Origin of the sequence: uncultured Exiguobacterium sp., from assembly GCF_964277885.1 — a bacterium.
Classification (GTDB): domain Bacteria; phylum Bacillota; class Bacilli; order Exiguobacteriales; family Exiguobacteriaceae; genus Exiguobacterium_A.
The window spans coordinates 1,089,313-1,105,799 of the sequence record NZ_CAXYJR010000005.1 but is presented as its reverse complement, the minus strand read 5'-3'; the positions used below and the strand labels follow the sequence as shown (position 1 = coordinate 1,105,799).

17 protein-coding genes and 1 tRNA gene are annotated in these 16,487 nt (G+C 45.6%); 9 read left to right on the top strand and 9 right to left on the bottom strand.

Going from position 1 to position 16,487, the window contains the following annotated elements:
* Positions 1-147 precede the first annotated feature (147 nt).
* Both ACHWTJ_RS07245 and ACHWTJ_RS07240 read left to right on the top strand, forming a co-directional pair.
* Positions 148-861: a YebC/PmpR family DNA-binding transcriptional regulator gene (locus ACHWTJ_RS07245; RefSeq protein WP_058705331.1), complete on the top strand. Its 714-nt coding sequence runs from the start codon at positions 148-150 to the stop codon at positions 859-861.
* 243 nt (positions 862-1,104) lie between these two features.
* Positions 1,105-1,398 carry a hypothetical protein gene (locus ACHWTJ_RS07240; protein WP_023468536.1) on the top strand — a complete coding sequence of 98 codons (294 nt, stop codon included), beginning with the start codon at positions 1,105-1,107 and terminating at the stop codon, positions 1,396-1,398.
* 40 nt (positions 1,399-1,438) lie between these two features.
* Here ACHWTJ_RS07240 and ACHWTJ_RS07235 read toward each other — a convergent pair whose 3' ends face one another.
* Positions 1,439-1,690: a hypothetical protein gene (locus ACHWTJ_RS07235; protein WP_294741127.1), complete on the bottom strand. Its 252-nt coding sequence runs from the start codon at positions 1,688-1,690 to the stop codon at positions 1,439-1,441.
* 356 nt (positions 1,691-2,046) lie between these two features.
* Here ACHWTJ_RS07235 and ACHWTJ_RS07230 point away from each other — a divergent pair, with 356 nt between their 5' ends.
* From ACHWTJ_RS07230 to mnhG, 7 genes are read left to right on the top strand one after another with little or no spacing between them, the layout of a single operon-like run.
* Positions 2,047-4,452, top strand: a complete 2,406-nt coding sequence (locus tag ACHWTJ_RS07230) for a Na+/H+ antiporter subunit A (protein WP_394679316.1) — start codon at positions 2,047-2,049, stop codon at positions 4,450-4,452.
* Positions 4,449-4,889 carry a Na(+)/H(+) antiporter subunit B gene (locus ACHWTJ_RS07225; RefSeq protein WP_214854251.1) on the top strand — a complete coding sequence of 147 codons (441 nt, stop codon included), beginning with the start codon at positions 4,449-4,451 and terminating at the stop codon, positions 4,887-4,889. The genes ACHWTJ_RS07230 and ACHWTJ_RS07225 overlap by 4 nt, the downstream gene beginning before the upstream one ends.
* A gap of 1 nt (position 4,890) precedes the next feature.
* Positions 4,891-5,232 carry a Na(+)/H(+) antiporter subunit C gene (locus ACHWTJ_RS07220; protein WP_023468540.1) on the top strand — a complete coding sequence of 114 codons (342 nt, stop codon included), beginning with the start codon at positions 4,891-4,893 and terminating at the stop codon, positions 5,230-5,232.
* Positions 5,225-6,712: a Na+/H+ antiporter subunit D gene (locus ACHWTJ_RS07215; RefSeq protein ID WP_394679315.1), complete on the top strand. Its 1,488-nt coding sequence runs from the start codon at positions 5,225-5,227 to the stop codon at positions 6,710-6,712. The genes ACHWTJ_RS07220 and ACHWTJ_RS07215 overlap by 8 nt, the downstream gene beginning before the upstream one ends.
* 3 nt (positions 6,713-6,715) lie before the next feature.
* Entirely contained in the window at positions 6,716-7,192 is a 477-nt protein-coding gene (locus tag ACHWTJ_RS07210; RefSeq protein WP_023468542.1) for a Na+/H+ antiporter subunit E, read from the top strand.
* Between the two features lie 47 nt (positions 7,193-7,239).
* The gene (locus ACHWTJ_RS07205) at positions 7,240-7,476 is read left to right on the top strand and encodes a Na(+)/H(+) antiporter subunit F1 (RefSeq protein ID WP_369792030.1); all 237 of its coding nucleotides are present in this window, start codon (positions 7,240-7,242) and stop codon (positions 7,474-7,476) included.
* On the top strand, positions 7,460-7,846 hold the full coding sequence (gene mnhG / locus ACHWTJ_RS07200; RefSeq protein WP_294741118.1) for a monovalent cation/H(+) antiporter subunit G: 387 nt from the start codon (positions 7,460-7,462) through the stop codon (positions 7,844-7,846). Before ACHWTJ_RS07205 ends, mnhG begins: the two co-directional genes overlap by 17 nt.
* 40 nt (positions 7,847-7,886) lie before the next feature.
* Here the strand turns inward: mnhG and ACHWTJ_RS07195 are convergent, their stop codons facing one another.
* The 8 genes from ACHWTJ_RS07195 to ACHWTJ_RS07160 all read right to left on the bottom strand — a co-directional run bounded on the left by ACHWTJ_RS07195 (position 7,887) and on the right by ACHWTJ_RS07160 (position 16,486).
* Positions 7,887-8,330 (bottom strand): Rrf2 family transcriptional regulator, encoded by a 444-nt coding sequence (locus ACHWTJ_RS07195; RefSeq protein WP_294741116.1) that lies wholly within the window; start codon positions 8,328-8,330, stop codon positions 7,887-7,889.
* A gap of 211 nt (positions 8,331-8,541) precedes the next feature.
* Positions 8,542-9,414, bottom strand: a complete 873-nt coding sequence (locus ACHWTJ_RS07190) for a glycerophosphodiester phosphodiesterase (RefSeq protein ID WP_294743339.1) — start codon at positions 9,412-9,414, stop codon at positions 8,542-8,544.
* 189 nt (positions 9,415-9,603) lie between these two features.
* On the bottom strand, positions 9,604-10,845 hold the full coding sequence (gene odhB, locus ACHWTJ_RS07185; RefSeq protein ID WP_294741115.1) for a 2-oxoglutarate dehydrogenase complex dihydrolipoyllysine-residue succinyltransferase: 1,242 nt from the start codon (positions 10,843-10,845) through the stop codon (positions 9,604-9,606).
* A 35-nt stretch (positions 10,846-10,880) separates the two neighbouring features.
* Positions 10,881-13,721: a 2-oxoglutarate dehydrogenase E1 component gene (locus ACHWTJ_RS07180; protein ID WP_294741113.1), complete on the bottom strand. Its 2,841-nt coding sequence runs from the start codon at positions 13,719-13,721 to the stop codon at positions 10,881-10,883.
* A gap of 311 nt (positions 13,722-14,032) precedes the next feature.
* Positions 14,033-14,761 carry an amino acid ABC transporter ATP-binding protein gene (locus ACHWTJ_RS07175; RefSeq protein ID WP_294741111.1) on the bottom strand — a complete coding sequence of 243 codons (729 nt, stop codon included), beginning with the start codon at positions 14,759-14,761 and terminating at the stop codon, positions 14,033-14,035.
* A complete protein-coding gene (locus ACHWTJ_RS07170) occupies positions 14,758-15,402 on the bottom strand; it encodes an amino acid ABC transporter permease (protein WP_053453585.1) in 645 nt (214 codons plus the stop codon). Before ACHWTJ_RS07170 ends, ACHWTJ_RS07175 begins: the two co-directional genes overlap by 4 nt.
* Positions 15,403-15,433: 31 nt before the next feature.
* Positions 15,434-16,201 (bottom strand): transporter substrate-binding domain-containing protein, encoded by a 768-nt coding sequence (locus ACHWTJ_RS07165; protein ID WP_294741108.1) that lies wholly within the window; start codon positions 16,199-16,201, stop codon positions 15,434-15,436.
* Between the two features lie 201 nt (positions 16,202-16,402).
* Positions 16,403-16,486, bottom strand: a tRNA-Leu gene (locus ACHWTJ_RS07160).
* Position 16,487 lies beyond the last annotated feature (1 nt).

Here is a 16,487-nt window from a genome sequence, read left to right as displayed (position 1 = left end):
CTTTCTTCCGCATCACTTAAACGTATTTAATAGAAAATCAAAGGTTCTACCGACATTTTAGTTCAGTCTGTCAGGTAGTTTAAGGTATACTGATAACGCATAGGAAATCACGGATTTCTGACATTACGGAAAGAGAGTGGATACGAAATGGGTCGTAAATGGAATAACATCAAGGAAAAAAAAGCATCAAAAGACAAAAATACGAGTCGGATTTACGCAAAGTTCGGTCGTGAGATTTATGTAGCGGCTAAACAAGGCGAACCCGATCCAGAATCAAACCAAGCACTAAAGGTCGTTCTCGAACGAGCGAAGACATACAACGTGCCACGTGCCATCGTCGATCGGGCGATTGAAAAAGCAAAAGGTGGAGCGGAAGAAAACTACGACGTCTTGCGTTATGAAGGGTTTGGTCCAAGTGGTTCAATGGTAATCGTCGAAACGTTGACGAACAACGTGAACCGAACGGCTTCTGACGTTCGTGCTGCATTCGGAAAAAATGGCGGAAACATGGGCGTGAGCGGATCCGTCGCTTATATGTTCGATGCGACGGCAATCTTTGCCTTCGAAGGTAAAACTGCGGATGACGTTCTTGAATTGATGATGGAAGCAGATATCGATGTGCGCGATATCCTCGAAGAAGACGAATCTGTCATCATCTACGCTGAGCCGGAACAATTCCATGCTGTACAAGAGGCGTTGAAAGCTGCAGGCATTACTGAGTTCTCACTTGCCGAACTCGTCATGCTCGCCCAAAACGAAGTCACGTTGTCTGAAGACGACGTTGCACAATTCGAGAAAATGATCGATGCACTAGAAGATCTTGAGGATGTACAACAGGTCTACCATAACGTAGAACTATAATCAAAAAGACAAGGGGATGGTCACGACCATCCCCTTGTCTTTTTGATTATAGTTTCTGTATCGGTTAACGCCCAAAATCGGTCACGCGCCGTCTGTATGTATCATAATGTATGAAACGCGTTTCATAACAAGAACAAAAAAGATTCATTTGTGATGTTTATTTCTTGAATTTAATGGGAATAGTAATATTCGGAGTTGATTATATCTTATTTTGCTTTGAAGAAATAAAAGGAGGAACGAACGATGACATATTCTTTAATTGAAACATTCAAACACATCGTAAGCGAGGCAACTAGCTTTAAGCGCGTTGATTTCGGAGGTTACGATATTTATATGCAGACAACAGATGGACGAACGATTACGGCACACATCCGCTATGATGGTGGTGGTACGGACTTCAATGAAGCTTATTTAATGCTTGAATCGAGTACCGGTCAACGTCGCACAGCGACCTTAACGCTTTATCAATTCGAACATCTCTCTTCTTATACTGCACACAGTGAACGGACACGTGCCCTAGTCACAACAAGTGCTTGATGATTATAAAACACGCCTCTCATTCGAGAGACGTGTTTTTTTAGTTCTCTTCTCGTTCTAAGCGCTCGAGTTCAGCGTGAGTTTGCGGAAAGCCATTCGCTTGCCAGTCTGCGCGATGAATGGAATCCAATTGTGTCAATCCTACCTCTGCCGGATCACTTTTAGCATCAACACTTGGCCGATGATCAATATCGTGAGAAGTCGTTTTTCGTTGTTGGTATTGTTGATATGCGATTGTTGCAATCGCCGCTAGACCACCTAAAACGACACCTGTCTTAAATGTTGCTCGCATGAATTTTCCCCCTCTGTGATCGATACGTAGACTCTTCATAAATGTACCCGTGTTCATAGATTTCGAATCCTTTTCATTTGAATTCGCTTGTTTTTCAAAAAAAATCAAAAAAAATTTTAGGTCTTTTCCACCGTGTTCCTACATATTTAACAAGCGAGTGAAAAAACGGCTCTATCCCTTATGCTTCAACGCTTCACGTCATGCAAGAAGGAAAAAGATACGCTATACTTGATTCAGAAACATCTTCAACGAACAAAATGAATCGTGTCTTCTATTGGACAGTTCCGAGCTTCAATGGCTTGCGTTCGCGTCCCTTTTTCATTTTTGGTCGTTGCTGTAACAAAGGAGGGAATTTCGTGTCCGTGATGCATGGGGCGATCCTACTGCCCATATTGATCAGTCTTTTCATCCCGCTTTTAGCGAAGCGCCTTCCGAACATTCATACCGGTTGGTTTGTACTTGTCGTACCTGTACTGCTCGTTTCGTATTTCAGCCGCTTTCTCCCTGGTACGATGTCAGGTGAGAACTTTACGGCACGCATGCCTTGGATACCATCGCTCGGTATCGATTTCGTCACCTATCTCGACGGCCTCGGCTTATTGTTCGCACTATTGATTACAGGAATCGGCTCACTCGTCGTTCTTTATTCCATTTTTTATTTAGATGCGAAAAAAGAATCACTTGGAACATTTTATGTCTATCTGTTGATGTTCATGACCGCCATGCTTGGGGTCGTGCTGTCAGATAACATGATCGTCCTCTATCTGTTCTGGGAATTAACATCGATTTCGTCGTTCTTATTGATTGCCTACTGGTACGAGCGAGAACGTTCTCGTTACGGTGCTCAAAAATCGATGCTGATCACCGTCTTAGGTGGACTAGCGATGCTTGGGGGAATTGCGATTCTCTCTACACTCAGTGGATCGTTAAGTATTCGTGAGACCTATGCGTCACTTGAGTCGATTCAAGGTGAACCCTTCTTTACGGTCGCCCTTGTTTTATTCTTGCTAGCTGCCTTCACAAAATCAGCTCAATTTCCGTTCCACATCTGGTTACCGGATGCAATGGAAGCGCCGACCCCTGTCAGTGCCTACTTGCACTCGGCAACGATGGTCAAGGCAGGGTTGTATCTTGTCGCTCGTTTCAGTCCTATTTTTGCGGATGAGTCGCTTTGGTTCTATCTCGTCTCATCTGTCGGAATATTCACCTTATTCTGGGGTTCACTCAATGCGGTGAAACAACACGATTTAAAAGGAATTCTCGCTTACTCGACGATTTCTCAGCTTGGATTGATCATGTCCCTACTTGGACTCGGAGCAGCCGCCTTGCACGTCGACGCGTTAGATGACGGATTATATACAATTGCAACAGTCGCTGCGATTTTTCACCTGATCAACCACGCGACGTTTAAAGGCAGTCTCTTCATGATGGCAGGAATCGTCGATCACGAGACTGGTACTCGCGATATTCGGAAACTCGGTGGTCTTGCGCAACTCATGCCGATCTCGATGTCGATTGCGATGATTGGGACCCTCTCGATGGCAGGTATTCCACCGTTCAACGGTTTCTTAAGTAAAGAGATGTTCTTGACGGGTGTTCTTGAAGTTTCAGGATCCGATTTGTTCCACTTGCCGTCTTACGGATGGATCATTCCGGTTCTCGCCGTCGTCGGAAGCATCTTTACGTTCGTCTACAGCATCTTGATCGTCCGTAGAACATTCTTCGGGAAACGCCAAGACGACAAGTTGCCGAAAACACCACATGAGGCACCGATTGGGATGTTAATCCCACCACTCGTCCTCGTCTCGCTCGTCGTCATCATCGGACTCTTCCCGAATCTATTGTCGGATACGCTGATCCGACCAGCAGTTGAAGCAGTCTTGCCGCAAGTCTTGGATGCAGGTGGCAAGATTGATGTGCATATTTCAATGTGGCATGGATTCAATACTGAATTATTCCTGACACTCGTGATCATCAGTGCTGGCGTAATACTGTATAAAACACTCCCACGTTGGCAATCGCTTTACAACCGGATGCCACGTGCTGTCTCACTGAATCATCAATATGACGCCTTGTTACGTCGTGGTGAACAGACATCGACACGGATCCACGATACGGTCATGACAGGCTACATGCGGTCCTACCTTGTCTATATCTTCGGATTCATCGTCATCTTGATTTTGACGGCATTATATGGGTTAGATGCTTTTCGCTTCGCGGTGGATCCAATTAGCTCGATTCATGCATATGAGATCATCCTCACCCTCGTTCTTATCTCAAGTGCCCTTTCAATCACCTTTGCACGATCGCGTCTGACATCGATCATCTTGCTCGGTGTGACGGGTTATACGGTTGCTCTGTTTTTCGTCTTGTTCCGAGCGCCAGACCTCGCCTTGACGCAACTCGTCATCGAGACGGTATCGGTCGCTTTGTTCCTGCTCGTTTTCTATCGTTTACCGGAAATCAGCCGGAAAGAAGAGCGCATTCCGTTCAAGCTAGGGAATGCCTTGATTTCAGCACTCGTCGGATTGACGGTGACACTCGTGGCCCTTGCTTCTCTCAGCCAACGATCGTTTAGTTCAATCGCCAAGTATTATATCGATAATGTCGCTGATCTTGCTGCTGGTGGGAACATGGTCAACGTCATACTCGTCGACTTCCGTGGCTTCGATACGTTGTTTGAGATTGCCGTTCTCGCACTTGCTGGAATCGGTATCTACACGATGATTAAATTCAGACGAACAGGAGGGATGGATAAATGAAAAAGCAGGCAAAAAAGCATACGAATGATGTCATCTTAGAGTCCGCGACTTCCTTTATCACGTTCATCATCTTCCTGTTTGCTGTTTACTTGTTCTTTGCAGGACACTATACACCGGGTGGTGGATTCATTGGTGGTCTCGTGACGGCGTCTGCTCTCGTCTTGATTTTACTTGCTTACGACATCAAGACATTGCGCCGGATTTTACCATTCGATTACAAATGGATCACAGCACTCGGTATGTTGATTGCTGTACTGACGGCTTCAGGAGCGCTTCTATTCAACGTACCGTTCTTCACACATGCCCATGATTATTTCAATCTGCCGTTATTCGGTAAGACATCGCTTCACACCGCGATGTTATTTGATCTTGGTGTTTACCTTGTCGTCGTCGGTGTGACGATGACGATTATTCAAACGATTGGGGAGAGTGATTGATATGGAAATCATCATGGCGATCGCCGCAGGCATCCTGACGATGTGTGCCATTTATCTCATTCTTTCGAAAAGTATTCTTCGCATTATTATCGGAACAGGGTTGCTCAGCCACGCTGCCCATCTGCTCGTCATGACGATGGGTGGATTAAAACGAGGCGCTGCTCCGGTTTTAAAGGACGGCGTGACTTCCTATACGGATCCACTGCCGCAAGCACTCGTCTTGACAGCCATCGTCATTAGCTTTGGTGTCACTGCCTTCTTCTTGGTACTCGCTTACCGCGCCTATCAAGAGCTCGGAACCGATAATATCGAGGAGATGAAAGGAACCGATTCGAATGATTAACTTACCGCTATTGCCAATCATCATCCCTTTGTTGACGGGTGTCATCTTGATGTTTTTCCCGAGACACCTCAAAGGACAACGGATCGTTTCCCTCTTTTCGACGATTTTGACTGTCTGTGCCTCCATCTATCTTGTGCTGACTGTCCGGTCAAACGGCATCTTAACAGTCACACTCGGTAGCTGGCCAGCACCTTTTGGTATCACACTCGTCTCAGACATGCTATCCGCTCTACTCGTCACGACGACGAGCATTCTTGTTCTTTGTATCATCTGGTATGCCATTGTCTACTTGAGCGTTTCCTATCAACGATACTACTATTTCATCGCCATTCAGTTTTTACTTGTTGGTGTCAACGGTGCGTTCACGACGGGTGATATCTTTAACATGTTCGTCTTTTTCGAAGTCTTCTTGATCTCGTCTTATGTTCTGATTGTTCTCGGCGGGAAGCCGGCACAATTACGGGAATCGCTCAAGTATCTATTGATCAATGTCATCTCGTCTGCCTTGTTCGTCATGACAGTTGCCTTCTTGTACGGTATCATCGGATCGCTCAGCATGGCGGATATCAGTCAGAAAATTTCAGAAGTCGGACAACCAGCAATCCTAAACGTCATCGCTTTGCTATTCCTAGTCGTCTTTGGATTAAAGGGCGCAATTTTTCCGCTTTACTTCTGGTTACCTGGTTCTTATCAAGTACCACCAACACCTGTTCTTGCCCTATTTGGTGCCTTGTTGACGAAGGTCGGGGTGTACGGGATTTTACGGACGTATAGTTTGTTCTTCTCAAACGAGATCGGAACGATTCATCAAATCTTAAGTATCCTTGCACTCAGTACGATCGTCATCGGTGTGATGGGCGCGCTCGCGACACGGGATGCGAAGCAAATTATCATTTACAACATCATCGTCGCGGTCGGGGTCATCTTGTACGGGGTTTCCCTCATGACGCCACAAGCTTTAGAAGGTGCGATTTTCTATCTTCTTCACGATATGTTGATTAAAGCCGCTTTGTTCCTGCTCGTAGGCATGATGGTCGGAATTGCCGGTTCGAGTAAACTAAAAGAAATGGGTGGCATGATTAAAGCCTATCCTGTACTCGGTTGGACGTTCTTCATTGCGGCGTTATCACTTGCCGGGATTCCACCGCTCAGCGGGTTCATCGGGAAATTCCTGATCGTTCGCGGAGGCATCGAAGCTGGTGAATTGATTGGACCAATCATTGTTCTACTATCCAGTCTGCTCGTCTTGTATTCGGTCGTTCAATTGTTCATGCGTGCCTTTTGGGGAACACCGAAGACCTACTCGGGTGATAAACAAGCGCTTGTTCCCAAGCTGCTTGTTCCTACGATTGTCTTAGTTGCGCTCAGCGTTCTCTATGGAGTAGGTGCTGAGGCGATGCGTCCACTGATTCAACAGGCCGTCGAACCGTTGACGAATCCAACGCTCTATATCGATGCCGTACTAAAAGGAGGTCGTTAATTCATGGCATTTCAAGTCTTGCTCAACTTATTTCTTGCATTCTTGTGGATGTTTCTCTCAAACAATTTCTCGGCCTCCGGTTTCGTCATTGGTTACGCGCTAGGGCTGATTGCGATGTTCGCTTTCCGTCGCGGCTTCAAAGGTCGCTTTTATCTCGGACCTGTCGTCGCACTCGTCCTATTGTTTTTCCGCTTTCTCTACGAGCTTGTCGTCGCGAACATCGATGTCTTGAAAATCATTTTAAAGCCGAAGTTAGATATTCAACCTGGTATCTTCGCCTATGAGACCGAACTCGATCAACCGTGGCAAATCACGTTGCTGTCAATGCTGATCACGCTGACACCGGGAACGCTTGTCGTTGATATCTCGGATGATAATAAGACACTCTACATTCATGCACTCCACATGCCAGAGGTCGATGAAGCGGTCGCTTCGATTCGCGATAGTTTTGAGAAAGCCATTCTGGAGGTGAGTCGGTGATGTTCGATATTTTAATCTATATCGCACTCGGGGGTGTCTTTCTCTCGATGCTTGGTCTGTTTTACCGGGTCATCAAAGGACCAAGTGTTGCGGATCGTGTCATCGCTCTTGATTCAATTGGTATCAGCTTGATTTCAATCGTGGGTCTTGTCTCGATCATCTTACGGACGAGCGACTACCTCGAAGTCATCCTGTTGATTGGTATACTCGCCTTCATCGGTACCGTTGCCTTTTCAAAATATATCGAGAAAGGAGAGATCATCGAACGTGATCGCAATCAATGAATGGATCGTCGCGGTCTTCGCCTTGCTCGGGATGGGATTTAGTCTCGTCACTGCGCTTGGTCTAATCCGCTTACCGGATGTCTATACGCGTGCTCACGCTGCATCAAAAAGCGCGACATTAGGTGTCATGTCGATTTTAATCGGCGTCATCATCTATTTCGTCACTGAAAATGGATTTTTCTCCTCTCGTGTCGTACTCGGTATCTTTTTCGTGCTCATTACGGCACCGATTGGTGGACATTTAATCGCTCGTGCTGCATATTACAGCAATGTGCCATTATGGAAATCGTCTGTTCGTGACGACTTGTTCCAGAATAAAGAACATGTGGAACCAAAAAAACGACAAGACGACGGATCATCGCATAGATAGGAAAAAACCCTCGTTTCGATTTACGAAACGAGGGTTTTGATTATGTTTGATGTATTGACGACGAGGCAAAGAGCAGATTTAACTCATCACGATTATCAAGTAGTTCTTCTAGCGTATGTTGTTCCAACTCCCGGATGAAAGCCCGGAGCGCTCGCCCCAACACACCTTTGAGACGACAACTTGGTTCGATGACGCAATGACCGTTGTTTCCGAAACATTCAACGATATCTAGTGGTTCCATTTGTCGTACGACTTTACCGATATTAATATCTTTAGGATCTTGAATTAAACGAAGACCGCCTGAGCGCCCTCTCGTTGATTCTACGTAACCTAGTTTCGTCAACTGTTGCGTTACTTTCATTAAATGATTCGATGAGATGCCGTAATGTTTGGCAATCTGTGGCATCGGCGTGATGACATCTCGGTTCACACCAAGATAAATCAACACACGTAATCCATAGTCCGTATACTGTGTAATTCTCACGATTCTCACTCCATTCTTTCCCAAAACTCCACTATTATCGTAACATGAAATATCCCAATCTCTATATTGTTTTATCCCAAGATTCATATATACGATTTTCTCTAAATAGATTACGCAAGAAATCAAATCTTAGATTTAAAATATATGATTTTCTAAAAAAATTCCTCTCTATTTCAGATCTGAAATAGAGAGGAATTTTTTTACTGGTAATTTAGATTTTTTGATATGCTTTGACAACGGCATTAAATCGATCTGCATAGTTCGTAAAGACACCTGTCACTCCATAATCTAGCATACGAACCATATCTGCTTTTTCGTTTACTGTGTACGGATGAAGTAACAAATCATGCTGACGGATTGCTGTGACGTTTTCACGAGTCAATGCTTTAAAAGAAGGACCGACTCCAACTGCATATTGACGAATTGCCGTTAATCGATCAGCTGTCAATGCTTTGACTTCGTTCGCTTCCATCAATTGAATCAGAGGGATATTCGGATCAAGCGTTTTTACTTTTTGTAAACTCGCTTCACTGAACGATTGAATTAAGACTTGACCAGGTTTTACACGATCACTTGAAAGGTCATAGGCTTTTAACGTATTCAATAACTTTTCTTCCATTCCTGGATAAACCTCTGGTGACTTTGTTTCAATATAATAGTTCGCATGCTTTCCATACGTCGAAAAAATTTCTTCAAGAGTCGGCACTTTCAATCCAGCGTATTCTTTTCGAGCAAGTGAAGGGTTTGCTTCATTGAACCAACTGCCTGCATCAAGCTTCTTAATTTCTTCAAGAGTCTTATCTTTGACAGCACCTGTCCCGTCCGTAGTCCGATCAACCGTTTCATCGTGCATCGCAATCAATTGACCATCTTTTGTCATCTGTAAGTCAATCTCGATGTAATCCGCTTTAAATTTCTTATGTCCCATTTCATAAGCTGGCATCGTATGCTCTGGTGCATACCCTGAAGCTCCACGGTGAGCGACGTTGATGATTCGATTGGGATCAAGCAATGATTTTCCCTTCGATTGTGCACCGACATCTTCTGTCGGAAGTCCTGTGCTTAATACGGCTCCTGCTACCATCGTTAATCCAATTTGTTTCAACATAATCAATTCCCCCTTGAAATATTCTTACAACTCCTATCCTAAATCGTTTGTATGAAGCTAATATAGAGAAGATGTAAATGTCCTTTCGTGATTTGATGACAAAGTGTTATCATGCCATAGAAAAAGACCCGCAACGAAACGGGTCTTTTCTTTTCAGTTCTCTGATCATGCTTCGAAAATCAATGATTCTGGATCTTCGAGTAAATCTTTAATGTGCTTCAAGAATGTAACGGCTTCTTTTCCATCAACGATTCGGTGATCGTACGAGAGTGCGACATACATCATCGGACGGTTTTCCATACGCTCGGCATCAATCGCAACAGGGCGCAGGTTAATTGCGTGCATTCCGAGAATCGCGACTTGCGGACCGTTCAAGATTGGTGTCGACATGAGTGAACCGAACGTACCACCGTTCGTGATCGTGAATGTACCACCTGTCAAGTCAGATAGACCGAGTTTGTTGTCACGCGCTTTGACGGCAAGTTGAATGATATCTTTTTCAATCTCAGCGAAGTTTTTCTTGTCCGCATCACGTACGACAGGAACGACGAGACCATCTGGTGCTGAGACCGCAATTCCGATATCGTAGAATTTCTTAAGGACAATTTCATCCCCTTGAATCTCAGCATTTAAATAAGGCATCTTCTTAAGTGCTGCAACTGCCGCTTTCGTGAAGAATGACATGAAGCCGAGCTTGACTTCGTTTTCTTTAACGAATTTCTCTTGGCGACGTTTACGTAGCGCCATGACCGCTGACATATCGATTTCGTTGAACGTCGTCAACATCGCTGCCGTTTGTTGAACTTCGACGAGACGATTTGCGATCGTCTTACGACGGCGTGACATCTTGATCCGCTCTTCCGGTTTCCCAGGAGTAGCAGCTGGAGCTGATGTCGGTGCAGCAGGCTTCGCAGCTGGTTTTGCTTGCTCACGTGGTGCTACTTCAAACGTCGCGACGTCTTGCACACGGATCCGACCAAGTGGATCTTGTGTCGCCACTTGTGCTAAATCGATTCCTTTTTCACGAGCCAGTTTACGTGCAGCCGGTGAAGCAATCGGACGATCCGCAACAGATGTACTTTCCGTAGCTGCCACAGCCACTGGTTGTTCCACTTTTTCTTCTACTTTTGAAGTTTCTTGTACTGTTTCTGTTGCAGCCGGTTTTGGAGTCTCGCCACCAGCAGAGATGACAGCAATCGTTTCCCCGACGCGGACTGTATCTCCCTCAGCAGCCATCACTTCCGTCAACGTACCCGCTTCATCTGACGGTACTTCGATGTTGACCTTATCTGTCTCGAGCTCAACGATGGCTTCCCCTTTTTCCACGTGATCACCTGGTTGTTTTAACCAAGATGCCACCGTTCCTTCAGTAATTGATTCGGCAAGTTCTGGTACTTTGATTTCCATCGTATTCTCCCCCTATGACTCGATTCTATCTTAAGTTATGATGTGTGATTTGATACGTGTGATGGTGCTGTTGGAGTAGAAGCAGTCGCTGTGAGCGCATCGTTGATGATACGTGCCTGCTCTACTTTATGACCTGACGGGTCACCTTCTGCTGTACTCGAACGACGACGACGACCGATGTAACGGACGGTTTGGATGCCGTTCGGTGCGACTGTCTCAAGTCGAGGTTCCATGAAGGACCATGCCCCCATGTTTTTCGGTTCTTCTTGCACCCAGACCATCTCTTCAACGGCTTCATAGCGCGCAATGACTTCTTGTAAGGCTTTCGCTGGGAACGGATACAACTCCTCGACCCGGACGATCTGTAGCCAATCGAGATTCTCATCTGATTTCGAAACGGCTTCAGCTAGATCGATTGCCATCTTACCAGAACAGAACACAAGACGTTTGACACGATCTGATGCTTCTCCCAGACCTGATTGTTCGATGACACGTTGGAAACTACCTTCCGTCAATTCAGAGACATCGGATGTCGCAAGCGGATGTCGCAAGAGACTCTTTGGTGTCATGACGACGAGCGGTCGGACTTCCTCTTTACCGAGAATCGCTGCTTGTCGGCGCAATAAGTGGAAATACTGGGCAGCACTTGACACGTTCGCGACCGTCCAGTTTTTCTCACCCGATAACGTCAAGAAACGTTCTAAACGACCACTCGAGTGTTCTGGTCCTTGCCCCTCATAACCATGCGGAAGCAACATGACGAGACCTGATGTTTGTCCCCATTTCGCGCGGCTAGCTGAGATGAACTGGTCGAAGATGACTTGACCCGAGTTCGCAAAGTCCCCATATTGCGCTTCCCATAATACGAGCGTTTCCGGAGCGAAGACGTTATAACCGTATTCAAAACCAAGTACACCTGCTTCAGACAACGGACTGTTGTAGACCGAGAATGAGGCAGTTGCTGTTGATAAGGCATGGAGTGGCGAGAAGCCTTCTCCTGTTTTCACATCATGAAGATTAATGTTCCGTTGTGCGAATGTTCCTCGTTCAGAGTCTTGACCGCTCAAGCGGATGGGTGTTCCATCCGAAAGAATGGAAGCAAACGCCAATGTTTCGGCATGTCCCCAGTCGATTCCGTTCTTCGTCGAGAACGCATCCGTCCGGCGCTTCAGGACCTTCTCAAGTTTATGGAACACTTGGAAGCCGTTCGGCCACTGTAATAATTCTTCATTGTACGCCGTCAATGTTTCAATCGAGACCCCTGTCTCGATGGTCGGAACGCCTTTAAAGACGACGTCCGGCATGACCCCACCATACTCTTTCTCCACATTCGGTACTTTTTCACGTGCCGTTTTCATTTGATCATTGATTGATGTTTCAATCGATTGAATTTCGTCAGCTGTCGCATCCCCGTTCGCGACAAGTTTTTTCCCGTACAAGACACGAATTGGATCATGTTTATGAATCAAATCGTATAAGACTGGGTTTGTGTTCATCGGTTCATCCATTTCGTTATGACCAAAACGACGGTACCCGATCAAATCAATCATGACATCCTTCTTGAACGTTGCCCGATACTCGCTTGCGAGCAACGCGACAGCGAGACAGCTTTCCGGCTCATCCGCATTGACGTGGAAGACTGGGATTTCATAACCTTTGGCAAGATCACTCGAGTAACGCGTCGAACGGGAGTCCGTCGGCTCCGTCGTGAAGCCGATTGTGTTGTTCGCGATGATATGAATCGTTCCGCCGGTGTTGTATCCTTTGAGATTCGCTAAATTCAATGTTTCAGCCACGATTCCTTGACCTGGGAACGCTGCATCGCCGTGAATGAGGATCGCTGCAGCAGTCGCTTGCTCTTGGCGTGGTGCTCCTTTTTGTGAGCGATCGTCTTGTGCTGCACGTGTGAAGCCTTCGACGACTGGGTCAACGAACTCAAGGTGCGACGGATTGTTCGCAAGTGTCATCCGCACGTTTCGTGTCTCTTGCTCGAGTTTGCGATTTAAACCGAGGTGATACTTCACGTCGCCCGTCCAACCGTACGTGATGCCGATTGACCCTTCAGATGGTACGAGGTCGTGGTTCGGTGCATGCTGGAACTCAGCAAATATCATTTCATATGGCTTTCCGAGTACGTGCGCCAAAACGTTCAACCGTCCACGGTGCGCCATTCCGATATTGATCGTCTCCGATCCGTTCGAAATGAGGTGCCCAACGATTGTGTCGAGCAACGGCACCATCGCGTCAAGTCCTTCAATCGAGAACCGTTTTTGACCAACGTATGTTTTATGCAAGTATTTTTCGAAGAGGTCCGTTTCAGCCAAGCGTTTGAACAACTGTTTCTTTTGTTCAGCGTCAAGCGTCGCTGTTAAAGCACCTTGTTCAATTTTTTGACGGAGCCATTTCTTTTCATCGAGATCATCGACATGCTGGAATTCAACTGCGGCTGCTCCCGTGTACTGTGCCTTTAAGTGTTCGATGCCTTCAAACGCGTCCTGTACACCAGTTGGTGGTTCCGGACAGACAAGTGAGACTGGCATTTTCCGAAGATCTGCCTCTGTCAGTCCATACAGACTTAATTCGAATAATCCTGTTTCTCGCGGATGGTCCTTCAGCGGATAGATATCCGCCGCAAGATGTCCTTTTGCACGAATTTGTTCCGCTAAACGATTCGCCGCAAGATATTTTTCAAAATCTCCCGTCTCGACTTGCATCGGTACGACTGGTTCCGTCACAGGTGCACCATGCTCTTCGAAATAAGCACGTGTCTCCTCATCAACAGATGTTTTGTCTTCTAAAAAACGCTCGTACAATTCAATGATGTAGCCAAGGTTTGGTCCATAAAATGCTTGTTGATCTTGCTCGTGGCCTGCCATGTACGGTTCCCCCCGTTTCTATATTTCTCCCCTTGCATCCAGTGAATACTAGACGCATTTCCAGCCCTCTACCTGTTAGCGCTTTCAAAAGGAATTGCATGGATGAAGCGCTGAACGTCATGAGAAGGAATGATCGTGTCATTCTTCCATGAAAGTGCCTTCGTTATTATATTACTACTCTTTTCCTGTGTGTGCATTTCGAATTCCCAAATTCTCGCGCTTAAATGTATAAGTTTTTCTTATGAGCGCTTAGCCAGTAATTTATGAATAAGTAAAAACCGGCGTATCCGTATTTAGATACGCCGGTTCCATCATAAAACTTTACTGAGGAACGATTGCGTCCGTTCATGCTGTGGGGAATCAAAGAGCGCTTGTGGCACATTCTCTTCGACGACATATCCACCATCCATGAATAAGACGCGGTCTCCGACTTCACGAGCAAATCCCATCTCATGGGTCACGACGACCATCGTCATGCCTTCAAGAGCAAGTTGTTTCATAACGGCAAGGACGTCACCGACCATTTCCGGGTCAAGCGCTGACGTAGGCTCGTCAAACAACATGATTTTCGGATTCATCGCGAGCGCTCGGGCAATCGCCACCCGTTGCTTTTGACCCCCAGATAATTCTCCAGGATAATTATCCGCTTTTTCCCTGAGCCCGACTTTATCAAGTAGTTCCAAAGCCCGTTTTTTTGCCTGTTCTTTATCCGATTTTCGTACTTTAATCGGTGCAAGCGTAACGTTCTCAAGCACGGTCTTATGCGGAAAGAGATTAAAATGTTGAAAGACCATCCCGACTTCTTCCCGAACTTTGTTAATATCGACCTTCGGATTCGTGATGTCAAAATCATCGATAATGACCGTGCCACCCGTAATTTCTTCTAGTCGATTTAAACAACGTAAAAACGTACTTTTTCCAGATCCCGATGGACCGATGACACAGACGACTTCTTTTTCGGCTATCGAGACGTTAATGTCTTTTAAGACTTCGTTCGAGCCGAATGATTTCTTTAGATTCTTTACTTCAATGATACTCATCGTAATGTAAACCTCCGTTCCAAGAACTTCGCCACTAGGGACAAGAGATAAATGATGACGAAGTACATTAATCCGACGACGGACCAGACGATGAATGGCTCAAACGTCGTTGATTGCTGAACCTGACCTTGTTGCGTCAAATCAGCGATACCGATGATTGATAACAACGATGTATCTTTTAAACTGATGATCGATTGGTTCGTAATCGTTGGTAACATCCGCCGGAATGCTTGCGGCAAGATAATCTGTACCATCGTTTGACGTCCTGTCATCCCGAGCGAACGCGCGGCTTCTGTTTGTCCCTTATCAATCGACTGGATACCAGCTCGAATGATTTCCGCAAAATAAGCACCCGCATTGATTGCGACCGTCAGTATCCCTGCATACATCCGGTCCATCGATAACCACTCGAGCGAGTTGAGTCCAAAATAGATGAAGAATAACTGGACGATGAACGGTGTTCCGCGAATGACATCGATATAGATGATCGCGATTCCGTTCAAAATCTTTGATGGTGACAACCGCATCAATGCGACGACTAAGCCAATCAGAAAGCCGACGATGACCGCGATGATGAAAATATACAATGTGACTTGAAGCCCTTCCAAGAAAAATGGAAATGCGGTTTTGACCACTTCCATTGGCTATCCCACTCCCTTATCGCCTTGCGACTTATTTCAGATATGTGTCAACGATTTTATCGTATTCACCGTTTTCTTTCAGATTCGCAAGTCCTTTGTTGATTTTTTTCATCAGATCCTCGTTCTCGCCTTTTAAGACAGCGATTCCGTAGTTGTCTCCGTTGAGACGGTCTCCGACAAGTTTTAATCCAAGGTTTTGTTGTTTGTTGGCGTATGAGATGACCGGATAATCTTCAATCAAAGCAGCTGCGTTACCGTTCTTCACTTCTTGGAACATTGCTGGGCTGTCATTGAACTGTGTGACCGTGAAGCCCAGTTTATCTGCATTATCCGTTGCATATTTTGCACCCGTCGTTCCCTTTTTGACGGCTACTTTTTTCCCTTTAAGATCGTTAACAGATTTAATACCATTCTCATCTTCTTTGACGACTAAAATAAGACCAGCTTTGAAGTATGGATCTGAGAATGTAACGACTTTCTTTCGTTCTGGTGTAATACTCATACCGGCAATAGCAACGTCCAGTTGATTTGCTTGAAGTGCTGGAATGATACCGCTGAAATCCATTGCTTCAAATTTAATTTTGAAGTTCTGATCCTTAGCGATCGCTTTCATAAGATCGATATCGATTCCCTTATACGTGTCCCCATCTTTATACTCAAATGGTGGATACGTAACGTCGATACCAACCTTATACGTCTTTCCTTCTGACGAGCCTTCATCTTTCGAACCGATACTACATGCACCTAGCACGAGAATACAGCTCATCAAAAGCGCTAACAAGATACTTCCTTTTTTCATGTTTGTTTCCCCTCTCCTATGTGTTAAAGATTGTTAACTCCACTTAGTACTTTCCCTGAAGAGTACCCTCTTTAAAACGTATTTTACCAGAAAAATTCTAAAAAGATAAATATTTCTGAATTTTTATTCGATGCAACCGTTTTCTATTCATTATCAAAAAGGAGGCAATCCCTTGATGGGATTGCCTCCTTCAATCATTTATGCCGCCGAGAGGACTTGAACCTCCACGGTGTTGCCACCACTAGATTCTGAGTCTAGCGCGTCTACCAGTTCCGCCACGACGACG